Origin of the sequence: Serratia sp. NFX21 (assembly GCF_048517035.1) — a bacterium.
Lineage (GTDB): Bacteria > Pseudomonadota > Gammaproteobacteria > Enterobacterales > Enterobacteriaceae > Serratia > Serratia quinivorans.
Genome location: NZ_CP183196.1, coordinates 3,146,146 through 3,166,873, shown reverse-complemented (window position 1 = coordinate 3,166,873; position 20,728 = coordinate 3,146,146). Strand labels below are relative to the sequence as shown.

The 20,728-nt window shown below is 53.7% G+C and carries 16 protein-coding genes and 1 riboswitch; of the genes, 13 read left to right on the top strand and 3 right to left on the bottom strand.

What is annotated here, in order from left to right; all coding sequences use genetic code 11:
* Positions 1-224: 224 nt before the first annotated feature.
* From ACNT1W_RS14925 to ACNT1W_RS14905, 5 genes are all read left to right on the top strand, one after another.
* Positions 225-1,889 carry an ABC transporter substrate-binding protein gene (locus ACNT1W_RS14925; protein ID WP_419245792.1) on the top strand — a complete coding sequence of 555 codons (1,665 nt, stop codon included), beginning with the start codon at positions 225-227 and terminating at the stop codon, positions 1,887-1,889.
* Positions 1,890-2,020: 131 nt separating this feature from the next.
* A riboswitch (M-box (ykoK) riboswitch) is annotated at positions 2,021-2,194 on the top strand.
* 75 nt (positions 2,195-2,269) lie between these two features.
* A complete protein-coding gene (locus ACNT1W_RS14920) occupies positions 2,270-3,289 on the top strand; it encodes a magnesium transporter (protein ID WP_172491157.1) in 1,020 nt (339 codons plus the stop codon).
* Positions 3,290-3,431: 142 nt separating this feature from the next.
* Positions 3,432-3,524 (top strand): protein MgtS, encoded by a 93-nt coding sequence (mgtS, locus tag ACNT1W_RS14915; protein WP_147284273.1) that lies wholly within the window; start codon positions 3,432-3,434, stop codon positions 3,522-3,524.
* A gap of 110 nt (positions 3,525-3,634) precedes the next feature.
* A complete protein-coding gene (locus tag ACNT1W_RS14910) occupies positions 3,635-3,814 on the top strand; it encodes a hypothetical protein (protein WP_071593016.1) in 180 nt (59 codons plus the stop codon).
* A gap of 27 nt (positions 3,815-3,841) precedes the next feature.
* Positions 3,842-5,224, top strand: coding sequence for a cation diffusion facilitator family transporter (locus ACNT1W_RS14905; protein ID WP_218216455.1), 1,383 nt, complete (start codon positions 3,842-3,844; stop codon positions 5,222-5,224).
* Between the two features lie 51 nt (positions 5,225-5,275).
* Here the strand turns inward: ACNT1W_RS14905 and ACNT1W_RS14900 are convergent, their stop codons facing one another.
* On the bottom strand, positions 5,276-7,003 hold the full coding sequence (locus tag ACNT1W_RS14900) for an ABC-F family ATP-binding cassette domain-containing protein (RefSeq protein ID WP_419245791.1): 1,728 nt from the start codon (positions 7,001-7,003) through the stop codon (positions 5,276-5,278).
* 491 nt (positions 7,004-7,494) lie between these two features.
* Here ACNT1W_RS14900 and ACNT1W_RS14895 point away from each other — a divergent pair, with 491 nt between their 5' ends.
* The gene (locus ACNT1W_RS14895) at positions 7,495-9,924 is read left to right on the top strand and encodes a DUF3772 domain-containing protein (protein ID WP_026142387.1); all 2,430 of its coding nucleotides are present in this window, start codon (positions 7,495-7,497) and stop codon (positions 9,922-9,924) included.
* 74 nt (positions 9,925-9,998) lie between these two features.
* Here ACNT1W_RS14895 and ACNT1W_RS14890 read toward each other — a convergent pair whose 3' ends face one another.
* Positions 9,999-10,172, bottom strand: coding sequence for a hypothetical protein (locus ACNT1W_RS14890; RefSeq protein WP_017892925.1), 174 nt, complete (start codon positions 10,170-10,172; stop codon positions 9,999-10,001).
* Positions 10,173-10,262: 90 nt separating this feature from the next.
* On the bottom strand, positions 10,263-11,195 hold the full coding sequence (locus ACNT1W_RS14885) for a LysR substrate-binding domain-containing protein (protein WP_419245790.1): 933 nt from the start codon (positions 11,193-11,195) through the stop codon (positions 10,263-10,265).
* A gap of 123 nt (positions 11,196-11,318) precedes the next feature.
* On the opposite strand from ACNT1W_RS14885, the gene ACNT1W_RS14880 reads away from it, so the two are divergent.
* The 7 genes from ACNT1W_RS14880 (at position 11,319) to ACNT1W_RS14850 (ending at position 20,689) form a co-directional block, all read left to right on the top strand.
* On the top strand, positions 11,319-12,584 hold the full coding sequence (locus ACNT1W_RS14880; RefSeq protein WP_112364076.1) for an ABC transporter substrate-binding protein: 1,266 nt from the start codon (positions 11,319-11,321) through the stop codon (positions 12,582-12,584).
* 39 nt (positions 12,585-12,623) lie between these two features.
* The gene (locus ACNT1W_RS14875; RefSeq protein WP_017892922.1) at positions 12,624-13,616 is read left to right on the top strand and encodes a carbohydrate ABC transporter permease; all 993 of its coding nucleotides are present in this window, start codon (positions 12,624-12,626) and stop codon (positions 13,614-13,616) included.
* Positions 13,613-14,458: a carbohydrate ABC transporter permease gene (locus ACNT1W_RS14870; protein ID WP_012145252.1), complete on the top strand. Its 846-nt coding sequence runs from the start codon at positions 13,613-13,615 to the stop codon at positions 14,456-14,458. The genes ACNT1W_RS14875 and ACNT1W_RS14870 overlap by 4 nt, the downstream gene beginning before the upstream one ends.
* Positions 14,459-14,489: 31 nt before the next feature.
* A complete protein-coding gene (locus ACNT1W_RS14865; protein WP_012145251.1) occupies positions 14,490-15,851 on the top strand; it encodes an alpha-glucosidase in 1,362 nt (453 codons plus the stop codon).
* Positions 15,852-15,916: 65 nt separating this feature from the next.
* Positions 15,917-17,032, top strand: a complete 1,116-nt coding sequence (locus ACNT1W_RS14860) for an ABC transporter ATP-binding protein (protein WP_041418573.1) — start codon at positions 15,917-15,919, stop codon at positions 17,030-17,032.
* A gap of 21 nt (positions 17,033-17,053) precedes the next feature.
* Positions 17,054-18,724, top strand: a complete 1,671-nt coding sequence (locus ACNT1W_RS14855) for an alpha-glucosidase (RefSeq protein ID WP_419245789.1) — start codon at positions 17,054-17,056, stop codon at positions 18,722-18,724.
* 687 nt (positions 18,725-19,411) lie between these two features.
* Positions 19,412-20,689 carry a lysine N(6)-hydroxylase/L-ornithine N(5)-oxygenase family protein gene (locus tag ACNT1W_RS14850; protein WP_419245788.1) on the top strand — a complete coding sequence of 426 codons (1,278 nt, stop codon included), beginning with the start codon at positions 19,412-19,414 and terminating at the stop codon, positions 20,687-20,689.
* The last annotated feature ends 39 nt before the right edge of the window (positions 20,690-20,728 follow it).

The following is a 20,728-nucleotide window of genomic DNA, read 5'->3' as shown; positions in this document are numbered from 1 at the left end:
ATATAAGAACATTAATAATGATAGTGAAAACGATTCGTATTAATTTATTTTTAGTTTTAGCTCAATAATTATCTCGTCTTAAGGAAAAATTAAGCTTTTAGAATATTATCCAGGCATGGTGGGTAGCTATTTGATTGAATATGAAAGAAATTCACGTTGTTTGCCGAGTGCTGTTTTGGTTATGAGTCATAGCGTTTAATCATTTAAGTTATTCAACTGCTTCAATGTATATATACGTCGACAAAACACCAACAAGGGATAGCGACGTGAAGTATTCATTCAAACTTAAAGGATTGGCTGGTCTAATCATCTTGTCTTTTCAGGCGGGAGTAGGGGTTAACGCCGCCGAGGTACCGGCAGGAACGTCACTGGCGGCGACGCAGGAGCTGGTACGGGCCAATGGCTATGAGCCTGCAACGCTGGATCCGAATCTGGCGGAAAGCAACGTAGAGTTTTATATCTTCAATGACCTGTTTGAAGGGTTATTGCGGGTGGGTAAAAATGGCGAAGTGATCCCCGCGTTGGCGACAAAATGGGAGCATCAGGGCAATGTCTGGACCTTCCATCTGCGCCCGGACGCCAGGTGGTCCAACGGCGATCCGGTGACTGCCGGGGACTTTGTCTTTAGCTGGAGACGCCTGACTGACCCAAAAACCGCTTCTCCCTACGGCAGTTATCTGGCATCCGCCTACGTGCTAAATGCGGCGGAAATTAATGCCGGCAGTAAACCACCGACAGAACTGGGCGTGAAAGCGCTGGATGCACATACCCTACGGGTGACCTTGGCCGAGCCTAACTCTTATCTGCTCAAACAGTTGGTCCATTTCCCGGTGCTGCCGGTCAACCCGAAAGTGGTGGAGAAGTACGGTAAAAACTGGACGCAGCCGCAGAACTTTGTCGGTAATGGGGCATTCCGACTGGCGCAGTGGGTGGTCAATGAAAAGGTGGTGGTGGTGCGCAATACCCAGTATTGGGATAACGCCCATACGGTGCTTAACAAAGTGACTTTCCTGCCGCTGCAGGGGTTCCCGGAGGTGGCGCGCTTCCGGGCCGGAGAGATTGAGCTGGGTTACAGTGCGCCACCGGAACTGTACCAACAGTTAAAAAATAGCCTGGGTGATGAGCAATTAATCACTTACCCGCTGTTGTCGACCAGTTACTTTGCCTTTAACAACCGCCAGGCCCCGTTTAACGATGTGCGGGTGCGTCAGGCATTAAATCTGGCGCTGGATAAAACGGTTATTGCCACTAAAGTGCTGGGCTACGGTCAGCAACCGGCCTGGACTTTTACCCCAACCGGTGCCGGTGGCTTTAAACTGCAGGCCGGTGAGGCGGCGGGATGGTCACAAGAACAACGCATCACGCAGGCGAAAAAACTGCTGGCCGAAGCCGGGTTTACGGCGGAACGTCCTTTACGCTTTACCCTGCTGTACAGCAATGACGCGACCATTAAGAAGATTGTGATCGCCGCCAGCGCCATGTGGAAAAAGAACCTGGGTGTGGACGTCAGCCTGCAGAATCAGGAGCGCAAGGTGGTGCTGGACAATATCAATAACGGGCAGTACAGCGTGGCTTTCAGCCGCTGGCTGGCGGACTACAACGATCCCTCGACTTTCCTGAACGTTTTCCGCTCCACCAGCAGTGAGAACTCGGCCAAATACGCCAATCAAAATTACGATCGCTTATTGCATCAGGCCACTGCGGCCCAGACACCGCAGCAGGTACAACAGTATTTCCAACAGGCCGAAGATCTGCTGACGAAAGATACCCCGGTGGCTCCGGTTTATTACGAAGCCAACGCTACGCTGGTCAAACCCTATGTAAAGGGCATCGACTTTACCCGGCAGGGGCCGCTGTACGATAAAAATGTGTATATCATCGCGCATTGACGATTTAATAATGCGGATTGGGATGAATCTGGTCCGCTGTTAATCTATTTTTCTAAATGTTTCATAAACGGTCAGCCAGTTTTTCACCCGAAAATAAAAAACGCGCCTATACTGCCTCCCGTAGTTTATATGCAGTATCTCGTTTGGCGAGGCTCCTATACAAACACAGGTTACTGATCTGACGACATCGAGAGATGCCCAAGGTTAAGACAGGCTTTATCGGATTAAGGTTCAGCCCAAGGTAACTTCTGATGAATACATCAGATACGTTGTATAGTGCTAAAACCTGGACGCGGAGATAGGCTTTCTGCACTCCCTCTGTGGTTAACGCCCCTATGCGATTCGCTGTTGAAGTTCAAACAGAAATAGGGACTAACATAATGAAGTCACATCACAACACACTATCCCCGGCGCTGGCCACAACTGAAACTCTTGATGAGTCTTCGGTGGCGGGCTATATGAACGCCGATTTCATTACCATCCCAGGTAATATGACGGTTAATAAAGCAAAGGAATATTTTCTTTCGCAACTTAAAACCGACGAAATTCCGACGCAACTGTTTGTTACCGCCGACGATTATCATTTGCGCGGTACACTTTCGGTTAAAAAATTACTGCAATGTGAAGATAACGATAAAGCCGTTGGGGTCATGATCAACCACAGCTATTTTCAGGTTTCACCCGATGACGATCGTAATGATGTCGCGCATTTATTGGGTAAGGGCGGGCTGGACGTGGTGCCGGTGGTGGTCAATAAAACCCTGGTGGGCGTGTTGGGTGAAAAAGAAATTGCCCGACTGATTGAAGACGAAAACACCGAGGATGCACAGCGCCAGGGCGCCAGCCTGCCGCTGGATAAACCTTATCTGGAAACCAGCCCCTGGGCGTTATGGCGCAAGCGTTCGGTTTGGTTACTGATGTTGTTTGTCGCGGAAGCCTACACCGGGAATGTGCTAAAGGCATTTGAAGAACAGTTGGAAGCAGCGATTGCGCTGGCGTTCTTCATCCCGTTACTGATTGGTACCGGCGGTAACAGCGGCACCCAAATCACCTCCACTCTGGTTCGTGCCATGGCGCTTGGCGAAGTCAGCTTGCGTAACCTGGGCGCAGTGATCCGCAAAGAGGTGTCTACTTCGCTGCTGATAGCTGCCACCATTGGTATAGCCGCCTGGGCGCGCGCCTGGATCATGGGGGTGGGCATGGACGTAACTATGGTGGTCAGCCTGTCGCTGGTGGCGATCACCGTCTGGAGCGCCATTGTCTCCTCGATTATCCCAATGCTGCTCAAGCGGCTGGGGATTGACCCGGCGGTGGTGTCGGCACCCTTTATCGCCACCTTTATTGATGGCACCGGCCTGATTATTTACTTCAAAATCGCTCAGTATATTCTGGGGATTTAAACCGACATCCGCTCCGTGTCGTAGCCGGGGCGGGTATTTTATCTCACCGAAAAGGAGCAACGTAAATACTCATGAGTAATGACAATCCCCGATTTTTAATTAAAGGGGCATCTATCGATAATAGTTAACCGAGGACAAGATAATGGGAAATATGACAATTTTTGTAGGATTCCTGAGCGTTATCAGCTCACTGGGCCTGTTAGCCGCCTATATGAGCACTAAATGGGATGATTAATGAACGCTAAAGATCCGCCTGGATGCATCCTCCCTGAAGGTTTTATTTACTACGGGGAGGATGCGATTAAACTCTGAGCGCCCAATGGGGACTTTGGGAGTATAACCACCATGATCCTTCTTATTCTTGGCTTACTTTATGCCATTTTGATGATCTCTGTTGGTGTGAATGAGATTTATTTTTATTCAACCGGAAAATCAGAATTCCTGTCTAGTTTAATACTGACATTCTCGGGTACTATGCTGCTGGTTGCCTTTGTCTGGCAATGCTCTACTAAAATAAAAAAATGAATTGCCCATTTGAATGTGAGCCGTAATATGCAAAATGAAAAACAATCCGTTGCCAGAAATTCCATGATAGCCAGTGGGCTATTGGCAACCGGTAAATTTATTGCCGGTATTTTTACCGGCAGTATTGGTCTTATTTCCGAAGGGATCCACTCTTTCACCGATTTTATCGCCACCAGCATTACCTGGCTGGCGGTGCGTATCAGCGACAAACCGGCTGATGATGATCACCATTTTGGTCATGGCAAAGTCGAAAACCTGGCGGCGTTGTTTGAAGTGCTGCTGCTGTTGGGCGCGGCGGGGTGGATTGTTTATGAGGCCGGCAAAAGCCTGTTGGGGGAGGCCCATGAAATTGTCGCGGCTCCGGTGGTGATTGCCGTGCTGTTGATCTCGATTGTGGTCGACTTTTTCCGCGTCAGGGCGCTCAATCGCGTGGCGAAGGCGACCGACAGTGCGGCGCTGGAAGCCGACGCACTGCATTTCTTCTCCGATATGCTTGCCTCCGCCGTGGTGCTGTTAGGTATGGTCTTTGTGATGCTGGGCTTCACCCGCGCAGATGCCATCGCCGCGCTAATCGTCGCTTGTTTTATCGTAGTGGCAGCGGTGAAATTGGGTAAACGCTCGTTTGATTCGCTGATGGACACGGCACCGGCCGGTGCCAAGGAGGAGATCGGTGCTTTGCTGGAGTCCTTCCCGGCGATCCTGGCCACGGAAAATATCCGCATTCGCAACGCCGGTGCCATCTTGTTTATTGAGGTCACCGTCGCGGTCTGTCGCACTTTACCGCTGGAACGCATCAACGCGTTGAAGCAATCAATTGCCGAACGGCTGGAGCAGCAATATGCTCATGCCGAAGCCACGGTTATAGCTAATCCACAAACCCGCAGTGATGAAGACATGGCGACGCGTATCCGGGTGATCGCCGCCAACCACGGCGCGGTAGTGCAAAATCTGGCGTTGCAGCAACTGCCGGAGCGCATGTCGATCAGCATGGATCTGGCCGTGCCGGCCAGTGCCAACGTGGCGCAGGCGCATGAAATTGCCAGTGAGATTGAAACGCTGTTACGGCAGGCGATTGGTGAAGATACGGAGATCGAAACTCATCTGGAACCCCAGACGAATCACTGGATCGCCAGCGAAGATGTAGCACCTGAGCAACTGGCGAGCATTCGCCAGATATTGGAAACCGCGGTGGAAAAAGGCGAGATGGTGCAGGACGTTCATAACATCCGCGCACGTAAAACCGCTGGCGGCATTATCGTCAATTTCCATTGTCGGGTTTCCCCGGCGGCTTCTATCGCGTCGGCGCATGCGGCGGTAGACAGCATAGAGCGCCAGTTACGTGCGCTTTACCCGAGTATCTCGCGGGCGGTAGGGCATGTGGAACCGATAAAGCCCAAATCGGTCGTCTGAGTCCGGCAGCGGAGCCTTGTGGAAAGGCCGCCCGCGGGCGGCCTGTAAAGGTTAGTCCAGATTCAGTCGTGCGGTGAGGGTGGAAATCTCACTGCGCCATTGTTGCTGCAAGTGCGTTTTTTGATGTTTTGGCTTGCGCGCCAAATCCTCCTGCAGTTTGCTTTCCAGTTCAAACAGCGCGGCCAACAGCCGTTCCTCGTCATCGTGCTGCAACGGATGATTGACGGCATCCTGGTTTGGGATAGTCATAGTGACGGTGTCACGTTCTTCTGCCAGCCGGGCGTAAACCGGCTCCAGATCCTGCCACTCTTCCAGCCGCTGATGGTCAATCAACCAGAAACGGTTACAGCTATTTTCGATCAGCATTCGGTCATGAGTGACCAATATGACTGCGCCGTCAAACTGGCGCAAAGTCTCCGCCAGCTCCTCCTTGCCTTCCATATCCAGATGGTTGGTGGGTTCATCGAGCAACAACAGCGAATGGTTGGCCAGCGTCAGGCCGACAAACAGCAGGCGTGAACGCTCGCCACCGCTCAGGGTACTGATGCGTTGTTGATGACGCAGATAGGGGAAACCGGCACCAATCAACGCCATCTTGCGCTGATCTTCGGTCAATGCCGCAAAGTGGGTTAATGCTTCACTCAGCGTGTCATCATCGTGCAGTTGCTGCAGGCTTTGATCGTAATACCCGATGCGAACCCGGGGATGGAAAATCGTTTCCCGCAGGGTCGTATCCTGATACTCACGCCACAGATGATGCAGCAGAGAAGATTTCCCACAGCCATTGCGTCCGACGATGGCGATGCGGTCACCGCTTTTGACCCGCAATGGGTCGAGGCGAAACAGCACCGGCGCGTCGATTGCCGGGCGAACTTCCATTGGTGGCAGGGCCAGCAGGCGATCGGCATCCAGCGCCTCTCCCTTCAGCCTGAGCCGCCATTGGCTGCCCGCGCTCAGCGTGGTTTGCTCCTCTTTCAGCCGGTCAACGCGTTTCTCCATTTGCTTGGCCTTGCGGGCCAGATCTTCGTTGTCGTAAACCTTGCCCCAAATGGCCAGCCGATGGGCGCTTTTCGCTACACGGTCGATCTCTTTTTGCTCCGCCTGACGGCGATGGGCATCCGCCGCATCCTGTTCCTCCAGCGCCTTGCGCGCAGCAGTGCAGGGTAAGCGGAAGAATTGCAGGGTCTTGTCGCGCAAAATCCAGGTGCAGTTAGTGACCTGATCCAGCAGATAGCGATCGTGAGACACCAGCACAAAACTGCCGGACCAGCTTTGCAGGAACCGCTCCAGCCACAGCAAAGTAGGAAGATCCAGATGGTTGCTGGGTTCATCGAGCAGTAGCAAGTCCGGTTGGCGGATTAATGCTCGTGCCAGCAGCAGACGCGTGTGCTGGCCGCCACTCAGGGTACCGGCGGTCAGCGTCCATGACGGTGGCGCAAAACCCAGGCTGGTCAGAAGAACCTCAGCCTGCCAACTTTCACTGATGCGCTGATTTTCAGGCAGCCGGGCCAGTACCGCATCCAGCAGGGTACAGTCGTGCAGGGCTTCAGGCAGATGCTGTTCTACCCGCGCCATCAGACACTGGTGGGAAGGGGTGACGCTGCCGGTACCGGCAGGCAGATCGCCGCTGAGGATTTTAAGCAGGGTGCTTTTGCCACAGCCGTTGTGGCCGATTAAACCGATGCGATCGCCTTTTTTCAGGCTGAAGGAAACCTCAACCAGCAGAGGGCCGAAATTGTTGTCGTAACCGACAGATTGTGCAGATAGTAATGTGGTCATTGCTTACTCAAGAGTTACAGGCATGCAGATGCCTATCGTCAAACATCGCTGACGACAACCCGGTAAGCCGGAGGGAAGGAACTTCAGATTTTAATCAGCTTCGCTCAAGCCTGGGTTATCGCAGCACGATACCGGTAATGCTTGAGCAGCAGCGATTACTATAGAAGTGTGAGTAAAAAAACAATTCACACATCGGCATAGTAATCCTCCTTTTATTTCGTTGGTTAATGAGTGAGCTGAGTATAGGGCGCTTTGTCCGCTTACGCCACTGTGAATTACTCTAGTTATCAGTGCCGTAAGCGGAAAACTCTGGCGGGATTATGCAGACAGAGGCGGCGGTGCGGATAATCGTGCTGAATGGGAGTAATACTGATATTTAAGCGCAGATTAAGCAGTTATCATAATCACAGTTTATGATTAGCCAAGCGGGACGGTAAATACCGGCCCGCTTGTTTCGTCTGTCTATCATGCAAATGCTGAGCACCGAATTTATGTTAAAGCCCCGTCAAATTATTCTTTTCCTGTTCCTGCTGCTTGGTTTGCAGTTGGCGCCGCTGACCAGCGTCGCCGCACAGGATGATGATGTTCCTGTTGTTGAAGCCCCGGTAGACCCTGCGGTTGCGCTGAAGAACTACCAAAAGCAGTTGGACAGCATCAAACAGCAGGTCTCCAAGGCCGACAACGATAACCAACTCAGCAAGCTGAAGCTGGCTACCGACGATCTGGCCGCCGGGTTGGATAAACTGGCAACCGATCTGCAACCGGCGCAGGAGAAACTGCAGGGGCAACTTGATGTGCTAGGCCCGCAGCCGGCCGCCGGTTCGATGGCCGAAACCGCCGCCGTGGTGCAGCAGCGTAATACATTGAATAACAGTAAAAAACAACTGGATGATGCGGTGAAACGCGCACAGGCCATGCGGGCCGGTGCGATTGATCTGGGCCAGCAAATCAGTGATTTGCGTCGGGTGGCGTTCAAAACCCAATTGGCATTGAATACCGGTAGCGTGCTGGGCAGCAAGTTTTGGTCGCCGGTGGTGCAACCTGCCGCCAGTGACATGCAGCGCTTGGACGAGTTTAATACGGCCATGAAACAGGCCTGGGACACCAGCTGGCAGGAAGAGTGGCGCTATGGCACTCTCACTTTTTTGGTATTGGCGGTGATTATCTGGTCATGGGGGCGTTATTTTTCCGAGCGTTTTCTGGCCTGGGTGAGTATTCGTTTTCTGCCGGATGGCCGTTTACGCCGCAGCTTTATGGCGATAATGACCGTCACCGTTACGGTTATCACCACCAGTATTGCGCTGAATCTGCTGTATCTCACTTTTACCCGCGTGCAGCCGTTGCCGGGAATGCTGGAAGATTTTGCCGAAGGCTTTTATCGGTTGGGGATCTTCTGCGCACTGATTGCCGGTCTGGGCCGGGCGACGCTGTCTCTTAACCGTCCGTCATGGCGTCTGGGTGCCATGGATGACGCGGTGGCCGCCGGTTTACGCTATTTCTCGCCGCTGCTGGCCGGGTTAGCCTTGGCATTTGGCTCAATTGAGCTTATCAACAACGTGGTGAGTGCCAGTCTGGGCACCACCATTTTCGGCAACGGTCTGGTTGCCGGATTAATCGGTATGGTGCTGTTGGCGATGCCGCTGCGTTCCCAGCGCATTCGCCGCCAACTGGAGCAGCAGGGTGAGCACGTAGAGAAGCGCTCTACTCTCAGTGGCTTGTTGCACATGAGCACCCTGGTGTGTTCGGTGATAATCCTGTTTTCACTGTTGGTGGGGTATATCGCCTTCGCCCGATTCCTGACCTATCAAGTGATCTGGGTCGCTCTGGTACTGATGGCGTTTTATTTTCTGCTGATGTTCGCCACCGATCTGTGCGGTGCGATATTTTCTTCGCAGACCGCCAGCGGCAAGATGCTTAAAAAGTCCTTCAACTTCAAAGACCGTCACCTGGAGCAAATGGCGATTATCTTCACCGCCATTGCCAAGTGTTCTCTGTTGTTATTAATGATTGTCTCGCTGTTTAACGGCTCGTTCGGCACCACCACGCCCAACTCGTTGCTGGACAAGATCATTGCCATTCTGAGCGGCGAAGGGCTGCAACGGCTGAACATTGTGCCGGGCAACCTGATTAACGCGGTTATTTGTCTGGCGATCGGTATCTATATTCTGCGGGTGACCCAGCGCTGGCTGAGTCAGGAACTGTTGCCGAAAACCATTTCAGACATTGGTATTCGTGCATCACTGGTCACGCTGTTCAGCAATGTGGGTTACGTGCTGCTGATCCTGATCACCCTGGCGGCGTTGGGCATCCAGTGGAACAATCTGGCGTGGATCGTCAGTGCGTTGTCGGTGGGTATCGGTTTTGGTCTGCAGGAGATAGTGAAGAACTTCATTTCCGGCCTGATCCTGCTGACCGAACGGCCGGTAAAAGTGGGCGATATGATCGGTATTGGCGGTGTAGAAGGGGATGTGCGTCGTATTAACGTGCGCGCCACCGAGATCCAACTTAGTGACCGTTCGACCATGATCGTACCCAACTCGCAGCTGATTTCGCAAAACGTGCGTAATGCCACCATGGGCAATGCGCAGGGCGTGGTGACCATCGCGCTGACCTTCCCGACGGATATCGATCCGGAGCAGGTACGTAATATCTTGCTGAGTGCTTACCAGGAGTATGAAGCGATTCAGGAAACGCCTGCACCTTATGTTCGTTTTAGTCAGCTTGGCCCGGACGGCATTATTCTTAGCGTGACCGGTTATGTAGCCAGCCCACGGATGGTGGGTGCCACCAAAAGCGAACTGCTGTTCAATATCCTCAAGCTGCTGCGCGCGGAGCGGGTCAATATGTCCAGCCCGCAGGAAGTGGTGTTTATGAAGCAACAGGCGAAAAACCTGGCCAACGACGAAGAACAATCTTCGTAATAATACCCTCTCCCTTGGGAGAGGGGGCGTTCACGGAAGTGCATAAATTAACGACACTGAGGTGCAGAGCAAACTCAGTGCATCGCCGGTACCACGGACTGCGAGCAATCGCTGTTGGCACTGGCGGACGTGTTATTACAGGTTTGTGGATCGTTATGTACGGGCGGTGGCGGGACATCCTGTGGGCCGCCTCTGCCCATACAGCCGGACAGCATCAGCATCAACAGCACAGGGATCATTGTTTTCATCGCAGTTACCTCCATCCTGAACACTCTGTTAAGTATATGCCCAGAAAGGTACCGGGGCCGCCCAATGATGCGTTATCGACTGGATGACAATTACAACAGAGGGCGGATCGGCTCCAGATGCTGCTGCATTAACCTTTGCATCTGCACCAGGTGAGGGGCATCCGCTTTTTCGCGCATCAGATAAATGCCGACGGTACAGCGTTGGCCTGGCTGAGTCAGTTGCAATGGCTCGATCCCGTAATCGGCAAAATAGCCCGCCATGCAGGCAGGATAGGCCAGCAGCACCGCGTCGGAATCGTTGATCATATCCACTGCCGACATCATCGAGTTGGTCGAACAGATCACCCGTTCCGCCAGGTGCAGGCGGTTGCGCGCCAGCTTTTTCGGCTGCATATCCTCCACCATATGATGATAGCGGCTTTCATCCGGCGTCAGTTCGACACAGGGATAGTCCAGTAATGCGTCCGGCGCTACCGGTTGGCCCAGTAATGGATGCCCGCTTCGTACGAACATGGTGTCGCTGGTGCCGAACAGCGGCAGAAAACTGATGCCTGCCTTGGGGTTCAACCCCTGAATTTCATGACCGATAAACAAATCGATATCGCCGCCCAACAGTAAATCCATCAGGCGCAGATGGTTACCCAGATCGATATGGATGTTCACCGACGGGTGCAGCCTGCGGTAGGCGTTGAAACTGTCGCGCACAAACATATACCACCAGGCATGACCGGTGCCCATGCGCAAGCTCTGCTCCTGACGCTCCTTGATAAATGCCAGTTTGATCAGCGTATTGTCGTAAATTCGCTGCATCATCTGTGCCTGCTCCAGCAGCAGGTCACCGTATTCGGTGGTTTTCACTCCGGTTGAGGTACGTTCCAGCAGTTGCACCCCCAGATTTTCTTCCAGTTTCTTCATGTTGTGGGTCAGCGTTGGCTGGCTCAGGCAAAGCTTGTTTGCTGCATGACTCACATTTTTGAACATCGCTACTTCGATAAACTGCCGCAGAATTTTGTCCACGATCATATTTTCCACTGGTGGTATAGAAAGTTTCTATATCGTAGCGATGAAAAACGATTTCCGCCAATGACCCGCCTTCGATAGCTTGCTCCCATGCCGGTATTCCCAGCCGCCACCCCAGAGGATGCAATGAGAAGATTGATACCGAGTATGGTTGCTGCCGCACTGGCGTTGTCAGCGGGCCAGGCGCAGGCCGACACGCTGCGCATGCAGTGCGCACCCAGCAAAGAGGGGCGCCAGTACTGCAATGAGATCAAGCAGCGCTTCGAGGCCCAGACTGGCCATAGCCTGGAGTTTATCGATCTGCCTCCCGCTTCTGATGAAAAACTGTCGCTGTTCCAGCAACTGTTTGCGGCCAAAGACGCCAGCGCCATCGATCTGTTCCAGGCCGATACCGTGTGGATCGGCGTACTGAACAAGCACCTGCTGGATTTGACCGACAGCGTGAGCGACATCCAACCGGATTTTTTCCCTGCCGCCTGGCAAAACAACGTGGTTAACGGCCGGGTCAAAGCGGTACCGGCCTATCTGGACAGCGGCGCGCTCTACTACCGTAAGGATCTGCTGGAAAAATACGGCGAACAGCCGCCGGTAACCTGGGCCGATCTGACCCGCATCGCCACCCGCATTCAGCAGGGTGAACGTGCCGCCGGTCATAAGAACTTCTGGGGGCTGGTGTTCCAGGGAAAATCTTATGAAGGGCTGACCTGCAACGCACTCGAATGGGTAGCTTCACAGAACGGCGGCAGTTTTATCAACGCCGAAGGCAATATCACCATCAACAACTCACAGGCGGCGCAGGCGCTGGATATGGCCGCCGGCTGGATCGGCAAGATTACCCCCAGAGGAACGCTTGGCTACATGGAGGAGGAGTCGCGGGCGGTATTCCAGAACGGCGATGCCATGTTTATGCGCAACTGGCCATACGCCTACGTGCTGGCACAGGACAACAGCAGTGCGATCCGCGGCAAGGTGGGCGTGATGCCGCTGCCGAAAGGCGCAGATGGCCGTTCAGTCAGTGCGTTGGGCGGTTGGCAGTGGGCGATCAACGGTTATACCAAAAACCCTCAGGCGGCCATCGCGCTGCTGAAAATCGTCAGCGATGCCGAATCGCAAAAAAGGGCGCTGGCGCTGCTGGGCCAGGCACCTTCCCGCACGGCGCTATACGACGATCCGCAGGTACTGGCACAGGCGCCTTATCTGGCGGACTTCAAGGGCATTTTCGCCCAGGCGATGCCGCGCCCGGCAACCCAAACCAAAAGGCAGTATGCGCAGGTCTCCCGGGCTATCTACAACGCCACCTTTAACGTGCTGCGCGGTGATAGTGACGGTGTCACGGCAGTGGCGGATCTACAGCAAAGACTGGAACGGATTAAAGCCAGAGGATGGCGTTGAAAGCAGGGTAACTATCCATTAACCGCCGGAGTCTGATGCATGAAACGCGATACTCACGCTTTATCCCTGACGGCCACGCCAGCCCCTGCCCAAGCGCGGTCGGTCAGGCGCAGCAAGCTTAATCACCAACAGCGTCGCAGCCGTATCGCCTGGCTGCTGGTGGCACCGGCCATGCTGTTGCTGGCGGCGGTGGCGGGTTGGCCACTGCTGCGCACCCTGTTTTACAGCTTCACCGACGCCATGCTGGACGCGCCGGACGACTATCGCTTTGTTGGTTTCGCCAACTACCTTGACCTGACTACGGACGGCCACCATTACGGCGTGCTGGCGGATCCGCTGTGGTGGCTGGCGGTGGGCAACACCTTGCGCTTTAGCCTGTTATCCGTCTCGCTGGAGCTGGTGTTTGGCATGCTGCTGGCGTTGCTGATGAACCAGAAATTCCGTGGGCAGGGGCTGGTCCGCACCGCCATTTTGGTGCCCTGGGCTATCCCGACCATTGTTTCCGCCAAGATGTGGGGCTGGATGTTTCACGATCAGTACGGCGTGGTCAACGATCTGCTGCTCAAAAGCGGCATCATCGCCACGCCGTTGGCCTGGGTGGCGGAGCCGGGGTTGTCGATGTGGGCGGTGGTGATTGCCGACGTCTGGAAAACCACGCCATTTATGGCCTTGATGTTGCTGGCTGCGCTGCAACTGATCCCTGGTGATTTGTATGAGGCCGCGCGGGTCGATGGTGCCAACGCCTGGCAGCGTTTCCGCCGTATTACCTTGCCGTTGATTATGCCGGCGATGATTGTTGCGCTGATTTTCCGGGTGATGGATGCGTTGCGGGTGTTTGATCTGATTTATGTGCTGACCTCGAATAGCGAGGCTACGGTGTCGGTATCCGGTTATGCCCGCGACCGCATGGTCAGCTATCAGGAGATGGGTTCTGGCTCGGCCGCTTCGGTGCTGGTGTTTATGATGGTGGCAGGTATCGCCGCCTGTTTCCTCACGCTGGGTCGCCTGAATGATAAGGAGAAACGCGCATGAAACTGAGTCGCCAACAGCAAAAGTACGGCCACAAGGCGCTGATATTTGCCGCTGCCGCGTTGGCCAGCCTGATTTGCCTGTTTCCGTTCTATTACGCGCTGATCACCTCATTGCGTTCGGGGCAGGATTTATTCCAGGTCGCCTATCTGCCGAGCAACCTGCACTGGGGCAATTACCTGACGGCGTTGCTGGAAAACGGCATCGCCCGCAGCCTGCTCAATTCCATCGCCGTGGCGACGCTAACGGTGGGTATCTGCTTGCTGGTGTCAATTACCGCCGCATTCGCCCTGGCGCGTATCCGTTTTCGCGGCCGCAAGTATCTGCTGTTCACCATTCTTTGCGTGTCGATGTTCCCGCAGGTGGCGGTGCTGTCCGGCATGTTCGAACTGGTGCGCTTTATGGGGCTGTATGACTCTCTGGGCGCGCTGGTGCTGTCCTATACCACCTTTTCACTACCGTTTACCGTCTGGGTGCTGACCACCTTTATGAAGGCGATCCCGGCGGAACTGGAGGAGGCGGCGATCGTCGACGGTGCCGGTACCTGGACCATCATCAGCCGTATTTTTGCGCCGATTATGGGCCCGTCGCTGGTGACTACCGGGCTGCTGGCATTTATTGGTGCCTGGAATGAATTCATGTTCGCGCTGACCTTTGTCATCTCCAGCGGCAAACGCACCGTGCCGGTAGCGATTGGCATGCTGCAGGGCGCCTCTCAGTTCGAACTTCCCTGGGGCGCCATCATGGCGGCCTCGGTCATCGTCACACTGCCGATCATCGCACTGGTTCTGATTTTCCAGCGCCGTATCGTCAGCGGATTAACCAACGGCGCAGTAAAAGGCTGATTTTCGATTAACCCTAAGCAGGAGCAAACCAATGGCTACAAAAATCGTTTTAGTGGGTGCGGGCAGCGCGCAATTCGGCTACGGCACGCTGGGGGATATCTTCCAGAGCAAAACGTTATACGGCAGCGAAATTGTGCTGCATGACATCAACCCGGCCGCTCTGGCGGTGACCGAGAAAACCGCCAGGGAATTTTTGGCGGCGGAAGATTTACCCTTTACCGTCAGTGCCACCACCGATCGTAAAACCGCGCTGCGCGGGGCGGAGTTTGTGATTATCTCCATTGAGGTGGGCGACCGCTTTGCGCTGTGGGATCTGGACTGGCAAATCCCGCAGCAATACGGCATTGGGCAGGTGTATGGCGAAAACGGTGGCCCCGGCGGGCTGTTCCACTCGCTGCGGATTATTCCGCCGATCCTCGACATCTGCGCCGACGTCGCCGACATCTGCCCAAATGCCTGGATATTTAACTATTCCAACCCGATGAGCCGTATCTGCACCACCGTGCATCGTCGCTTCCCGCAGCTCAATTTTGTCGGCATGTGCCACGAAATTGCCTCGCTGGAGCGCTATCTGCCGGAAATGCTCGGCACTTCGTTTGAAAACCTCAACCTGCGGGCCGCCGGGCTTAACCACTTTAGCGTACTGCTGGAAGCCAGCTACAAAGACAGTGGTAAGGACGCTTATGCCGATGTGCGTGCCAAGGCACCGGATTATTTTTCCCGCCTGCCGGGCTACAGTGACATTCTGGCTTACACCCGTACCCACGGCAAACTGGTACAGACCGAGGGCAGCACCGAGCGCGATGCGCTGGGCGGCAAAGACAGTGCCTATCCCTGGGCCGACCGCACGCTGTTTAAAGAAATTCTGGAAAAATTCCACCACTTGCCGATCACCGGCGACAGTCATTTTGGCGAATACATCCGCTGGGCCAGTGAGGTTAGCGATCATCGCGGCATCCTCGATTTCTACACCTTCTATCGCAATTACCTCGGCCATGTGCAGCCGAAAATAGAACTGAAGCTGAAAGAGCGCGTGGTGCCGATCATGGAAGGGATCCTGACCGATTCCGGCTATGAAGAGTCGGCGGTCAATATCCCTAACCTTGGGTTTATCAAACAATTGCCGGAATTTATTGCGGTTGAAGTGCCGGCCATTATCGATCGCAAGGGCGTGCATGGCATCAAGGTCAATATGCCGGCCGGCATCGGTGGCTTGCTCAGCAATCAGATTGCCATTCACGATCTGACCGCCGACGCGGTCATTGAAGGCTCGCGTGACCTGGTGATCCAGGCGCTGTTGGTCGATTCGGTCAACGACAAGTGCCGGGCGATCCCCGAACTGGTGGACGTGATGATTTCGCGCCAGGGGCCGTGGCTCGATTACCTTAAATAAGCCGGATGGCGGGGCGCTGGTCGGCGTCCCGCCAAATGCCAATTGGGTGTGAGAACGGGAGGAATATGGCGCAATTAACGCTGGAAAAACTGCAAAAACGCTACGGGGCTAACGCCGAGGTGATCAAATCGCTGGATCTGCAGATCAATAGCGGAGAGTTTGTGGTGATCGTCGGACCTTCCGGCTGTGGCAAATCTACCCTGTTGCGGATGATCGCCGGGCTGGAGGAGATCAGCAGCGGTGGCATGTATATCGATGGCAACTATGTCAATGACGATACGCCCGCCGAACGTGGCATCGGTATGGTGTTCCAGTCTTATGCACTTTACCCGCACATGAGCGTGTATAAAAACATGGCGTTTGCGCTGGAGTTGGCGGGGCATTCAGCGGCGGAAATCGACAATCGGGTACGTGAGAGTGCGCGTATCTTGCAGCTTGAGCCATTGCTGGAACGTCGGCCGAAGGATCTTTCCGGTGGTCAGCGGCAACGGGTGGCGATTGGCCGCGCCATCGTGCGCGAACCCAAGCTGTTTCTGTTCGATGAACCACTTTCCAACCTCGACGCGTCGCTACGGGTACAGATGCGTATGGAGGTGGCATCGCTGCATAAGCGGCTGAGGTCGACCATTATTTATGTCACCCACGATCAGGTGGAAGCCATGACGCTCGCCGATCGCATTGTGGTGCTCAACCAGGGGCAGGTTGAACAGGTGGGGACGCCGCTGGAACTGTATGACCAGCCAGCCAATGAATTTGTCGCGCAGTTTATCGGCTCGCCAAAAATGAACCTGATCCCGGCAATTTTACGGCGTGCCGGTGAACGCCAAAGCGTGGTGGAACTGGACAACGGTAAGGCGCTGGTACTGCCGATCGCCACGCCAGCCGGAGCGGAAGGCCAGAGCGTTAACGTCGGCATTCGGCCGGAGCATATTCGCGGCGGTGAACTGGCCCAGTGCGAGTTTCAGGGGGAGGTGATGTTCGTTGAGCACATGGGCAATGAAACCTATCTCTATCTGGATAATGGCAACGCTTGCGAGCCCTGGGTACTGCGTAATCCCGAGCGTTCGACCATTCAGGCCGGTGATACGGTGGGTGTGCGTCTGCCGGTGGAGTGCTGTTATTTGTTTGACTCTCAGGGCCAGGCATTCCAGCGCATTCTGGCGTCGGAACAGGCGCATTAATCAATTAAAGGAAGTCGGGACATGAGCAGTGGGCAAACCGTGCGTTGGTGGAAACAGGCGGTGGTTTATCAGATCTATCCGCGCAGCTTTATGGATTCTAACGGCGATGGCATTGGCGATCTGAATGGCATCACCGACAAGCTGGACTATTTGCAGTGGCTGGGCATTGACGTGATTTGGATCTGCCCGATGTACCGCTCGCCGAACGACGACAATGGTTACGATATCAGTGATTATCAGGCCATTATGACGGAGTTCGGCACCATGGCTGACTTTGACCGTTTGTTGTCCGAAGTGCATGCCCGCGGCATGCGTTTGATACTGGATTTGGTGGTCAACCACACTTCGGATGAGCATCCATGGTTTATCGAATCCCGGTCATCTCAATCGAGTGCCAAACGCGACTGGTATATCTGGCGCGATGGCAAAAACGGCGCGGAACCCAACAACTGGGAAAGCATTTTCAACGGTTCCGCCTGGAAATATGACCCCGGCAGCGAACAATACTTTCTGCACCTGTTCTCTGAACGTCAACCGGATCTGAATTGGGAAAACCCACAGGTGCGTGCGGCGCTGTATGACATGATGCGCTGGTGGCTGGATAAGGGCATTGACGGCTTCCGCATCGACGCTATCTGCCATATGAAAAAACAGCCGGGCCTGACCGATATGCCCAACCCGCAGGGACTGCGTTATGTGCCGTCGTTCGAACGGCATCTTAACTATGACGGCCTGCTGGATTATGTCGATGACCTGTGCGAGCAGGTATTTAACCGCTACGACATCATGACGGTGGGCGAAATGAACGGGGCCTCGGCACAGCAGGGCGAGGACTGGGTGGGGGAACAGCACGGCCGTCTGAATATGATCTTCCAGTTTGAACACGTCAAACTGTGGGAAAGCAGCCATCAGCAGTCGCCGGACGCTGGGCTAGATGTGATGGGTCTGAAAGAGATCTTTACCCGCTGGCAGACATTGCTGGAAGGGAAAGGCTGGAACGCGTTGTACGTCGAAAATCATGATATTCCGCGCGTGGTCTCTAAATGGGGTGACGACAGGCAGTATTGGCGTGAAAGTGCTACCGCCATCGCCGCCATGTATTTCCTGATGCAGGGAACACCGTTTATTTATCAGGGCCAGGAACTGGGGATGACCAATACCCGCTTCACGAGTCTGGCGGATTTTAACGATATTGCCGCCAGAAACCGCTTTGCCAAACTGCAGGAGCAGGGCATGGATGAAGCTCAGATCCTGGCGTTTCTCGGTCGTAGTGGGCGCGATAATTCACGAACCCCAATGCAGTGGGACAACGGGCCTCATGCTGGCTTCAGTACCGTTACGCCGTGGTTCGCATTGAATGCCAACTTTGAACAGATTAACGTGGCGCGTCAGCGTAACGAGCCGGATTCGGTGCTGAGTTTTTACCGGGCCTTGATCCGCCTACGCAAGCAGGATCCGATGTGGGTCTACGGCCGCTACCAATTACAACTGGCGGCGCATCCCCATATTTACGCCTACAGCCGTAACCTGGATCAACGTCAAGGGTGGGTATTGTGCAACCTGAGTGGTGAAACACAACAAATTGACTCTCAACTCTTGCCATTGGGAAAAAGATCATTGTTGTTGAGTAATTATTCCCACCAGGGTGAACGACAAATACTTCGTCCTTATGAGGCACGAATCTATCAATAGGGGAAATACGGCAATAGATTGAGCCAGGCCCTAAATTAATTTCTATGGGAAAGTTATTTTAAATCGCTAACTTTCCCAGTTAATGACTTTCCAGAAGAATGGCAAAATACCGTTTGACCCACTTTAAGGCGTATGGGATGACTTAAATCACCAGAAACCTTACAGACTTTTGTTTGATTCCTCCCCTTGTAGCCATAAAACTAATCAATCTGTTGATATTTAATCAATTTTTCTTTTGGGGGAGCATTTCACTGGCTGTTTCCCAGCCGAAACACGGCCTAAACCAAGGTGAAATTTTATGATTTTTTACGATTTCACTTTTAATTTCACATTAACAACTCATGTGTTAGCCCTAATGTTATTTTTTTTCACATGTCAACGTGCAACTTTAGCGCTACTCTGAACAGGCTGTGTCTAATTAAGGATGATGCCATGTGGAATATGCAAACTAACATAGGGATATGTTATGAATTCCTCTGTTGTCCCATTGAATTTCATTTCCTCGAAATTCTTTCCAAAAGCACACCTTTTTCATGACTCCGCGATAACACTAATGGCGCAGGGTTAATTTGTCTTCAATTGTCAGGGTGGCAATAATAATATCATGTTGTGATTATTATTTAATTGTTCTTTTTACAACCGGATAAATTTCTCGGCCAGTCTAATTATTCACTCAGGAGCACTCTAATGAACCCGTGTTTGGACTTTATCGGTATTGGCATCGGTCCGTCCAACCTCAGTATTGCTGCCCTTGGCAGCGAAATCGAAGGTTTTAATTGCAAATTCCTCGAGCGCAAATCGCAGTTTTCCTGGCATCCAGGCATGATCCTGGCGGAATGCAGTATGCAGACCAGTTTTTTGAAGGATTTGGTGACCGCCGTCTCGCCAACCAACCCTTTTAGCTTCCTCAACTATCTGGTGAAAAGGAAAAAATTCTACCGTTTCCTGACAACGGAACAACGCACGGTGTCACGCGAAGAGTTTGCCGATTATCTTCACTGGGCTGCCACGGGGCTGGATTCGCTGGTTTTCAACCAGGACGTTCAGCGCGTGGAGTTTGATAGCCAACAGCGGCAGTATGTTGTCACCACCCAGAATCAGGTGTTTTACGCTAAACATGTCTGCGTGGGCATTGGCAAGAAAGTCAAACTGCCGGACTGCGTGACCGAACAAAATGCTCAATGTTTTCACGCCAGCGAAATGATGTTTCGCCAGCCAAACCTTAGCGGGAAACGCGTGGCCATTGTGGGCGGGGGTCAAAGCGGAGCCGATCTGTTCCTTAATATTTTTCAGGGCGAGTGGGGCCAGCCAGAGCAACTGAGTTGGATCTCCCGGCGTAACAACTACAACGCTCTTGATGAAGCGGCCTTTGCTAACGAGTATTTTACGCCCGATTATGTCGACGACTTCTACACGCTCAGCAACACCGCCAAACAGCAGATGCTGCGCGAACAAAAAATGACCTCCGATGGCATCACCAGTGAGTCTCTTTTGGCTATTTATCGCGCCATGTATCACCGTTTCGATGTTCTGCAAGAAAAACGCTGGGTACGCCTGCTACCCAGCCGCTCCGTGACGGCCCTTAATGCCCAGGATAATTTTTATCGGTTGGAAACGCGGCATCATCTTGACCAGGGGCGCGAGACCCTGGATGCCGATGTGGTTATCTTTGCTACCGGTTATGAACAGGCTCAACCGGCTTTTCTTGCCTCCCTGGCGGACCGGATGTTAACCGATGCCGATGGGCAATATCGTATTGCCTCTGATTTTACTCTGGAGCGCGAGGGGGAGCATGAGAATGCTCTGTTTGCCGTCAATGCCAGCATGGACCACCACGGGATTGCCGATCCTCAGCTCAGTCTGGTGGCCTGGCGATCGGCCCGCATCCTCAATCGGGTACTGGGCGAGAATAAATTTGATCTGAGTACCGCGCCGGCGATGATTCAATGGCGCAGTGAGCAATAACAGCCAATAGCAACAAATCTCCTTTGGTTCCTTCCAGGA